An 8,638-nucleotide genomic window follows, 5' to 3' on the forward strand; every position below is an offset into this window, starting at 1 on the left:
ACCATGACCGAGATATTAACGCTAGTAAAAATATTTTGGCCGCAGGGCTTGCGGTGTCAGTCTGTAGAGCGACCATAAGACCAGAACAGAGTAAATCTGTTAAGGCAGGTGCGAAAAATCCTTCGGGAAAGAAGCAGAAACTCAAATCGTGAGGTTTGGGAATCGCCGTCCGTTTACGGCGGTGAGGATGTCAAAGTCCCAATTTTTGATGTACCCCTTACGGGTAAAGGTATCGGGATCCTGCAATTCCACCGGAAATAATGCCCCATCATAATCGGGGGGATTTTGCGGATCGGGTTTGACAAAGGGAATTGTCGGATTACCGTCTTTATCGTTGAAACCCTCAACCGGGTACATCCCCCCAGTCCAAGGGTGATCCTGTTCTCCCGAATAGGAAAAGACGTTGCCCGCGTGATTCAAAATGATATCCAAAACCACATAGATGCCGTTGGCATGGGCAGTTCGCACCACTTCCCGCAAGTCTTCGCGGCTGCCAAAGTGGGGTTCCACCTCCAAAAAATTCTGGATGCCGTAGCCGTGATAAGTTTCCCGAAACCGAACCTGTTTAAAAATAGGGCTAATCCAGAGCGCCGTCACCCCCAATCGTTTCAGATAGCCGATTTTGCTCTCTAACCCCTTGAGCGTTCCCCCCACATATTTTGTCCCCGCCTCGCGCCAGTGAGCCGCATCTGCTTCTGTTTTCACGGCATTTTCCGCACCAGCGGGACTGTAGGCTGGGGTTGTCCCACTCCGGACCAAATTCCCCTCGTTGTCCTTGTACCCGTTTTCACGACCATCGGAGAAGCGATCGAGCATCAAGAAATAGAACGCTTGGTCTTCCCAGGCGATCGGCGACGGGAACAATCCCCCCGCCAGTGATAGGGATACAAAATTTAGTTGGCTTAAGCGTTGAACGGTTGTCGTCATGGTATTTTTCCTCTCAATCTTTCAAACTACTCACCCTGTCCGCCGCTCTTTCAATTCCTACTTAAAACGCTTTTTTCTGGGGATGAGTTCGTTGGTTTATTCCCTCCTTGTTGACCGTCTTCATCTATATTTTTTGACTTTTTGATGTTCTTCTTCTAGGGTAAAGTGAAAGTATATTAAAGTGCAATTAAACTTTCAAAACTTAATTTTTCTGAGTTTGTCCACTCACTTATTTTTAACAAAAGTTAAAGACTACCTCTCAAATAGTTTTTGATAAGTTCGATTCTTACTTTTGGCTTATTGGTATCCCTTGAAGCTACACTTTCAGTGATACCGAGCCGAAGCAATTCTCTTAAGATCGAATAATCGCAAAATCGGCGATGCTATTTCCCGTTATCAACCCATTGACCGCCCGAAAATGTTTGTCATAGCTAAATAGGGGTACAGCGATGAGGATTTACCGACCGAGGAAACTATTCGGGTTAAATTAAATAACTTAGGTTATCTTCTGAAAAGATTGGCTAAAGTTTTACCTCAAAAAAAATGACAGAAACCGCAGCAATCTTTGATGAATTAGCTAACATTAATCGGGAAGCACCTGAAGACCCTACGATGTTACGTCTTAGTTTAGATGCCAAAGCCCGTGTTAATATTGTACTGTTTGATCGAGGAGGTAAAAATAGAATAACTGTCGAAACAAACGATCATAATTTTAATCCGAAAACAACCCTAACCCCAGAAACCTTGAATCTCGTAATAAAACTTTACATTTAACAATATAACAACCACAAAACGCCATTTTTAAAATTGAATAGACAATTTTCCTAAACCAGTGTAAATAGCTGATATGTTGACACATAAAACTCTGTAAATAGCGGAGTTTATCTAATAAGCTTTTGCCACAATCTTCCCATGATTGCCCTACTCGACTTGGGGGCGCACCTGAGATTCATAAATCTCTTTACCACGTCGAGCGAATTCTTCTTTACTGTAGCGGGGTTGATTAACTGTCATTGGCCTGACCCTGTTGCAACTTTTGCCCCAATGTTTTAACCTAAACATTGGGTATCTTCGCTAACATTCCCCAACTGGGCCGACAAGGGCGGCATTGCACTTAAACCCACAGCTTCAATCAATGTGCATGGTGCGTTCCCAAAAATTGATCGCTGGAGCAGTAGGAGCCACATTAGGGAACTCACCCTACGGCTGAACTCACCCGCAATCAGTAGCTTTGAATACTAGATTGAGAACTCAAGCATCTGCCAAGAACATTTAGTTAGTTTCACAACCAGGAAACCAACTAAATGGCCTTGCGTCCCAACACTTCCCACCTAGTCCCGCCTAGTCCCCTTGGCAAATGTTTGAGTTCTCACGCAGCTGCTAACCTACATTTGGAGTCTCAGGGGTTTATTTTGAGATTGAGTCTCCGGCTGATCGGTTCTTTTCTCCCATAACCTGGGTTGGGTAACACGCGGGTTAGAATGACAATTTGGTATCACCTTTGTACCGTTATGGTTTGAACTGGTTATTCAGTGTAGGATCAACCACCCGCTAAAAATCCCTTTTTTGTCGGGAAAAAATCGAGCAGCGACCCCGAAATAGTGGTAATAGTATTGAAGGAGTGGTTTTAAAAGTGATGATATGACTGACCAGAATGGCGTGTTAGTAGAAGAACAAAGCGAGGATATTACCCGTAAGATGAGTCAATTAGCCACCGAGTCGCCGAAAAATCAATTACAGATTCTGACACAATTAGCCGGGGCCGGAGAAGGTGGCCTAACCGTATTGAGAGATTTTTTATTAGCCCAGCACCCCACTCCTGTTAATCTGGTGACAGGTAAGGCCTATCAATTGCTCTATCAAGATAATAGCGATCAAAGCAAGGAATTTTTAGCTAATTATTTCCCCACGGGTGTGGTTCCCCTCGATAGTGCTAAAGGTATCGATTATCGACTTTTACAGGAATTATTGGCTAAACAGGATTTTCAAACTGCCGATAGTCTCACCCGTCAAAAACTCTGTGAATTAGCAGGAGAAGGGGCAATACAGAGGAAATGGGTCTATTTTACGGAAGTGGAAGCTTTCCCCGGTGTAGATATTCAGACTATTGATAATCTTTGGTTAGTTCATTCGGAAGGAAAATTCGGTTGGTCGGTGCAGCGCAAATTATGGATCGGTGTCGGTCAAGATTTCCCGAAACTCTGGCCGAAAATTGGCTGGAAAAATGGCAATAATTGGACAAAATACCCCCAAGAATTTATCTGGGATTTAAGCGCTCCCGTGGGTCATTTACCCCTGTTAAATCAACTGCGCGGGGTGAGAGTGGCCGCCTCTTTATTCTCCCATCCCGTCTGGAGTGAAAAATAGATTGAGAGCATTCGGCCCCCCAGTATATCAGATTTCTACATTTTCGGGACAATTTCCTCTAAGGCCGCTTCTAGATTAGGATAACGATAGTCAAAACCGAGCGCTTGAGTGGCTTTTGGCAGCACTTCTTGACCTTCTAAGACGATTTTTGCCCCTTCTCCCAAAAGGATTTCGAGGGCAAAATCTGGCACTGGCAACCAAGAAGGACGATTCATTACTTCCCCTAAAATCTGACAGAATTCTTTCATCCGGACGGGATTGGGTGCAGTAGCGTTGAAAGTGCCGTTGATTTCCGGGCGATCGAGACAATAGATGATTAAATTAATTAAATCATCCCGATGAATCCAAGAAAACCACTGACGACCGCTGCCAATCGGACCGCCGGCAAAAAGTTTGAAGGGTGGGATCATTTTCCCTAAAGCACCCCCATTGCCTAAAACAATACCCGTGCGAAGAATGACTAAACGAGTGCCGTAATCTTTAACTTTTTGGGCGGCTGTTTCCCACTTTTTACAGACATCTGCCAGAAAATCGCCCCCGGGAGGGCTATTTTCGTCAAAACTAGCGGTTTCACTGGTTCCATAGTAACCGATCGCCGAGGAGTTAATTAAAACTTTCGGTTTCTGGGGTGCTAAGGCGATCGCCTCGACAATTTTCTCGGTGCCGATTTGCCGACTAGCGACGATTGCCTGTTTTGTTTCACTGGTCCAGCGTTCCGAAATCGGTTCTCCCGCTAGATTAATCACCGCGTCACATCCAGAAATCTCTTTTTGCCAATCCCCCGATTCTGTGGCGATATAAGGAATAATCTCTATCTTAGGATAGATTGACTTTGGGTAAATTCTCCTGGTTTTATCGGGATTGCGCGTCAAAATTAGGATTTCATCGCCGCGATCATAGAGTTTGACCACCAATCGACTACCCACAAATCCCGTCGCCCCAGTAATCGCTATTTTCATGGTTTCTTGACTAAATTTATCCTTATTTTAGCTCGTTTTTAACTATTAGTATTCAGTATTCAGTCCCGATGAAAAAATTTTCACCACCACAGATGAAAGAGGTTTCCTTCCCTACACCCCACACCCTACACCCCACACCCTACACCCTCTTTCTAGTCAGGAGATTATTTTTATTTATTCTCCCCACTCCCCAATTCATAATTCATAATTCATAATTCCCACACCCCATCACCCCACTTCTCACTTATCCTGATACCCCATCCCGTTGGCTGCCGCGTAACGATTCATAAAGCGCAGAAAACGCTCCCAGTGTTCATCGGTGATTTCAAAACCACATTCTACCCGTTGAATTTCATCTCCTTCATCTCCTCCAAAAATAAACTTAGTCGAGTTGGGAATAACTATAATCACTCCTTCCTCATCGGTGAGACGGAGATCGCCGTAGGTACGGGTGGTGAAACTTTGGAAACGTTCGATCGCTTTCAGGGTTTTAAAAGTCATCAGGACATTGCGAATCCCGGTACTTTTATTTTTGCGGAGACTAACACCGCTTAATTCTTCTGATAAACCGACAAAAAACTCGATCGTGGGAGTGGTCATAGGTGTGGGCGTAAAATTTTAGTTATTGATTTTCTCTTAATTACTTTTCATGGGAAAAAGTAGTTCATGACTACTAATAAAGTAACCATGAACCGAAAAACAAGCTATTCCGCTTCTCCACCTTGGATTTTGAGGAGGAGAAAACCCCAAGCTAATCCGACGAGGACGAGAACGATCGCCACGATCGCCCCATTAAATAACATACTTTCTGCGGTCATGGTGATTGCTCCTGAGCCTACAATAATCGATCAATAGATCAATGGTATTTTAACCTACGAAGGCGATCGACTGCTGCCGGACTAGGGCAAAATTGAGGGAGAAAATCGGCCAATAACTTTGAGAGCCTTCCTAGTATATATGTTCTAGCAGTCCTGCTCCTCTCCTCAAGGAAGAGAGAGAAGGAGTTCGAGCATTTGTACTAAAAATCCCGATAGGCAGTTTCAATGCAGTACAGCTTACCAGATATTTTTAATACTATCTTTATATTTGCTGTCGCCACTTTGTGTTAATGTTTTATCTGCTTAATTCTCTACTTATACTAGAAAAATTAAGTATTGATAACTATTGGTGATGACTGGTAAAAAATCATTTATGCTCAAGATCAAGTTAATACTATTTTTAGGTTTGTTGCTGCTGAGTTGTCAATCGACTAATCTCAATGGTAATAATAGTTCAATGGCTCAGATTACGCATGAGAATCAAGGGCAAATATTACCGATCACGGCCAAAGCAGATATTAATGGTGAGATGATTGAGTTAGAAGTTGCTCAAAACCCCGAACAACAGGCCAAAGGTTTAATGTATCGCTTGTCTTTGGAGAAAAATCGCGGTATGCTATTTCCCTTTGCACAACCTCTGATGGCCCGGTTTTGGATGAAAAATGTCTCGATTCCTCTAGACATGATTTTTCTAAAAGATGGTATAGTAAAAGCAGTTTTGCTAAATGTCCCTCCTTGTGCTGTCGATCCTTGTCCTGTCTATGGGCCAAACACCATGGTTAATCAAGTGATCGAACTAGCTGGGGGTCGAGCCAAAGAATTAGGAGTGAAAGAAGGAGATAAAATTAAGATTGAGTCTATCTCAAGACCTTGATTTTTGAAAATGGTGTTAACTTTCTTATAGAAGGTGTCCCTTGTCTGGAAATATAAGTATGGCTTTTAGAAGCTATTACGCATTTATACTGTTTAGGATATAACCATATCGATTAAGATTTTTATAGTCTATCAAGTCATAGATTGAATAATCTTCACCCTTGCTATAGATTAAACAGAGACAAAATTCTGCTCGATCTAATGGGACTATCTTAAGAGAGCCAGCGATTTTTAGGAAAGCACTCTCTATCATCGAGATAGCTTAGATACAGAAAAAACGATCGCAAGACTAACTGTCCTTGAAACCGATCAGGTAGTGTTTTGTTAAAATCACGAGATATACTATACTATTGAGGAAAAAAATCCCCCTATGTCCACGATTGCCTATTCCCAATTCCGACGATTTCTGCAAGAGGAATTGTCCCTTCCCCAAGAATCGATCGCTATGGCCGAGCGCTCGATCCAATCTGATAAAATTCATTTACCGATGATTCTCTGGCAGTACGGTTTAGTGACCTTGGAACAATTAGACAAAATTTATGATTTTCTCGAAGAGGTAGTCTAATCTTACAATTGCTCACTATTGACAAGGAGAATAATTGCCATGGCTACTCATAGTTTCTGGCACAGTTTGAAAATTCCCATCCTAAAAACTACCATCATCACCTGAGAAGTGGGTTATTTAAACCCACTTTTTTAATAACTATACAATTGAGAATTATCGATTAACTGTTCAGTCCATGAAACCCCATGACCAATTTGCCAAAAATTACCTTGAACAATTACTTTCTCCCCTGGGAATCGTCGAAATCAGCAAAGAAGTCAGCGATGAAACTCGACAGATAGATTTATTTTTTTCCCCCAATCCCGAACCCAACCCCGATTATCTGGGATTATTAGGCAGAATTGTCCTTAATACTGTCCTGATTGAACCCTATCGCAATCCTCCCAACCGTAGCGAGATTCGTAATTGTTTAGCGAAACTTTTGACGATTTTGGCCGAACTGCAAAGACAAGCCAAACGGGAAAATCAGAGTTACAATGAAGACAATACCCCTCGCTTATGGATTTTATCCCCTTCAGCTAGTCTGACTCTTTTAGAGAGTATTGGGGCAAAAATAGACCCAGATTGGCCAGAAGGAGTCTATTTTCTTCCCGCGCTTTATCGCACGGCAATTATCGCTATTAATCAATTGCCTGTGACTGCTGAGACTCTCTGGTTAAGATTATTAGGAAGGGGAAAAACTCAAAACCAAGCGGTGCGAGAATTGTTAGAATTACCTCAAGGTAATGCTTTCCGGGAAAATGTCCTGGAATTATTAATTAGTTGGCGGGTTAGTATGGAAATAAATAACATCCTAGAAACTGAAGATAGAGAGGTGTTTATGACTTTATCTCAAACCTATCAGGAATGGAAGGAAGCAACTAAACAGGAGGGACTCGAACAAGGACTAGAGCGAGGACTAGAGCGAGGAAAACTAGAGGCTAAACTGGAATCTATTCCCCGTTTGCTGGCCTTGGGTTTAAGTGTGGAACAAATCGCTCAAGCTTTGGATTTAGACTTAGAACAAGTCCGACAAGCTACGCAAGGGTAGAGAATTGATTTAACTATAATCTGAGTCAAAATCAATCAAGATTCTGGTTAAAACGCCGATTTAAGCATTTTTGTCGTTGAAAAAACCAATGCCCGATGAAAATAGTTTTGAGGAGTTAATTAACGAACTAAAGCTTAGAAATATTAAACACAATTCCCAAGATATTATTGCCATTACTCAATTAGACAACGGGCGGATAATCTTTTTAGAAATTGGTAATTCTTCATCGGGTTGGGAACATATTCTTAATAAACATGGAGAAGATTTTCAGCGTCGAGGCATTGCGATTAATAATATTATTGATTTCTTGATGAAAGCAATTACCATGGGTCAATTAATCGGCACTCAAGGAACGAGCAGAAGTATTTATAAAGTTGATTATCAAGGAGAAATTCAATACATTTCTATCGATATTGGTAGTAATGGTTATGTAGTTAGTGCGAATCCCACTCCCCGAAAACTCATCCAACGTTTCTTAGGAGAAGACCTTGATGAAAAGAAAAATTAAACTAATGGCAGAATATAACTATTCGCCTCTTTGGGATATGGAAACTGCTGATAACCTTGACTTAGATGAGTTACCTTTATCGAGTTCTATCCAAAAGAAGTTAAGTAATTGGGCAGAGATTTATAATCAAATTATAAATTGGGATAATCCCGCCGATTCACATTTTTTTGATGCAGTAAGTCAAGACAATTTTGAGAGGGAAGGTGTCAATATTTGGCGGCAATTACAAGAGGAATTATCACCTAATTATCAAATATTTTACTTTAGTGAAAAACAGCAACGACTTTTGACTCCAGAAGATGCAAGTGAAGCGATCAGAGAAAAGGAGGTTAGATATAAATAGCCCCAAAACTAGATCGCTTTTATTGTCAATTTTTTAGCTCATAGATTATTTTGAGAAAATAAATCTTTTATGGACTGAACTAAGTTCATAATATTTTTTTCCTGTATTCCTGAACTTCCCCCCATACATATATACTATAATAGCCGAAAACCCTTATCCATCAATGGATGTAACCCCTTAACTTTTCTTAATGTACCCATGTAATTTGTAACATTTCTTAATGGACAAGAATTCTCTCCATTTGCTAG

Annotated in this window: 10 protein-coding genes and 2 pseudogenes; 8 read left to right on the forward strand and 4 right to left on the reverse strand. The window is 41.5% G+C overall.

All coding sequences use genetic code 11. The features are described 5' to 3' along the window. Positions 1–152: pseudogene (locus IM450_RS01920) on the forward strand (RNA-guided endonuclease TnpB family protein); the annotation flags it as partial. Here IM450_RS01920 and IM450_RS01925 read toward each other — a convergent pair. Further along, positions 142–927 (reverse strand): alpha-amylase family glycosyl hydrolase, encoded by a 786-nt coding sequence (locus IM450_RS01925; protein ID WP_287669780.1) that lies wholly within the window; start codon positions 925–927, stop codon positions 142–144. The pseudogene IM450_RS01920 and the gene IM450_RS01925 overlap by 11 nt on opposite strands. A 439-nt stretch (positions 928–1,366) precedes the next feature. Between IM450_RS01925 and IM450_RS01930 the strand changes: the two are divergent. Both IM450_RS01930 and IM450_RS01935 read left to right on the forward strand, forming a co-directional pair. Further along, positions 1,367–1,665, forward strand: a pseudogene (locus tag IM450_RS01930) (ISAzo13-like element transposase-related protein); the annotation flags it as partial. A gap of 903 nt (positions 1,666–2,568) precedes the next feature. Beyond that, the gene (locus tag IM450_RS01935; protein WP_287669782.1) at positions 2,569–3,294 is read left to right on the forward strand and encodes a GUN4 domain-containing protein; all 726 of its coding nucleotides are present in this window, start codon (positions 2,569–2,571) and stop codon (positions 3,292–3,294) included. Between the two features lie 35 nt (positions 3,295–3,329). Here the strand turns inward: IM450_RS01935 and thyD are convergent, their stop codons facing one another. The 3 genes from thyD to petM form a co-directional block, all read right to left on the reverse strand. Further along, positions 3,330–4,253: a thylakoid membrane protein ThyD gene (gene thyD / locus IM450_RS01940; RefSeq protein ID WP_287669784.1), complete on the reverse strand. Its 924-nt coding sequence runs from the start codon at positions 4,251–4,253 to the stop codon at positions 3,330–3,332. Between the two features lie 240 nt (positions 4,254–4,493). Next, positions 4,494–4,853, reverse strand: coding sequence for a photosystem II reaction center protein Psb28 (psb28, locus tag IM450_RS01945; RefSeq protein ID WP_002757021.1), 360 nt, complete (start codon positions 4,851–4,853; stop codon positions 4,494–4,496). A 104-nt stretch (positions 4,854–4,957) separates the two neighbouring features. Then, positions 4,958–5,071, reverse strand: a complete 114-nt coding sequence (petM, locus tag IM450_RS01950) for a cytochrome b6-f complex subunit PetM (protein WP_012265655.1) — start codon at positions 5,069–5,071, stop codon at positions 4,958–4,960. Positions 5,072–5,423: 352 nt separating this feature from the next. On the opposite strand from petM, the gene IM450_RS01955 reads away from it, so the two are divergent. From IM450_RS01955 to IM450_RS01975, 5 genes are all read left to right on the forward strand, one after another. Then, positions 5,424–5,945 (forward strand): DUF192 domain-containing protein, encoded by a 522-nt coding sequence (locus tag IM450_RS01955; RefSeq protein ID WP_287669787.1) that lies wholly within the window; start codon positions 5,424–5,426, stop codon positions 5,943–5,945. Positions 5,946–6,314: 369 nt separating this feature from the next. Further along, the gene (locus IM450_RS01960; RefSeq protein WP_002757016.1) at positions 6,315–6,509 is read left to right on the forward strand and encodes a DUF2949 domain-containing protein; all 195 of its coding nucleotides are present in this window, start codon (positions 6,315–6,317) and stop codon (positions 6,507–6,509) included. Between the two features lie 175 nt (positions 6,510–6,684). Beyond that, positions 6,685–7,539 (forward strand): Rpn family recombination-promoting nuclease/putative transposase, encoded by an 855-nt coding sequence (locus tag IM450_RS01965; RefSeq protein ID WP_287669789.1) that lies wholly within the window; start codon positions 6,685–6,687, stop codon positions 7,537–7,539. 76 nt (positions 7,540–7,615) lie between these two features. Further along, a complete protein-coding gene (locus IM450_RS01970; protein WP_223211178.1) occupies positions 7,616–8,047 on the forward strand; it encodes a hypothetical protein in 432 nt (143 codons plus the stop codon). Then, entirely contained in the window at positions 8,031–8,390 is a 360-nt protein-coding gene (locus tag IM450_RS01975) for a hypothetical protein (RefSeq protein WP_002747335.1), read from the forward strand. The genes IM450_RS01970 and IM450_RS01975 overlap by 17 nt, the downstream gene beginning before the upstream one ends. The last annotated feature ends 248 nt before the right edge of the window (positions 8,391–8,638 follow it).

It is taken from the genome of Microcystis sp. M083S1, assembly GCF_020246405.1.
Taxonomy (GTDB): domain Bacteria; phylum Cyanobacteriota; class Cyanobacteriia; order Cyanobacteriales; family Microcystaceae; genus Microcystis; species Microcystis aeruginosa_C.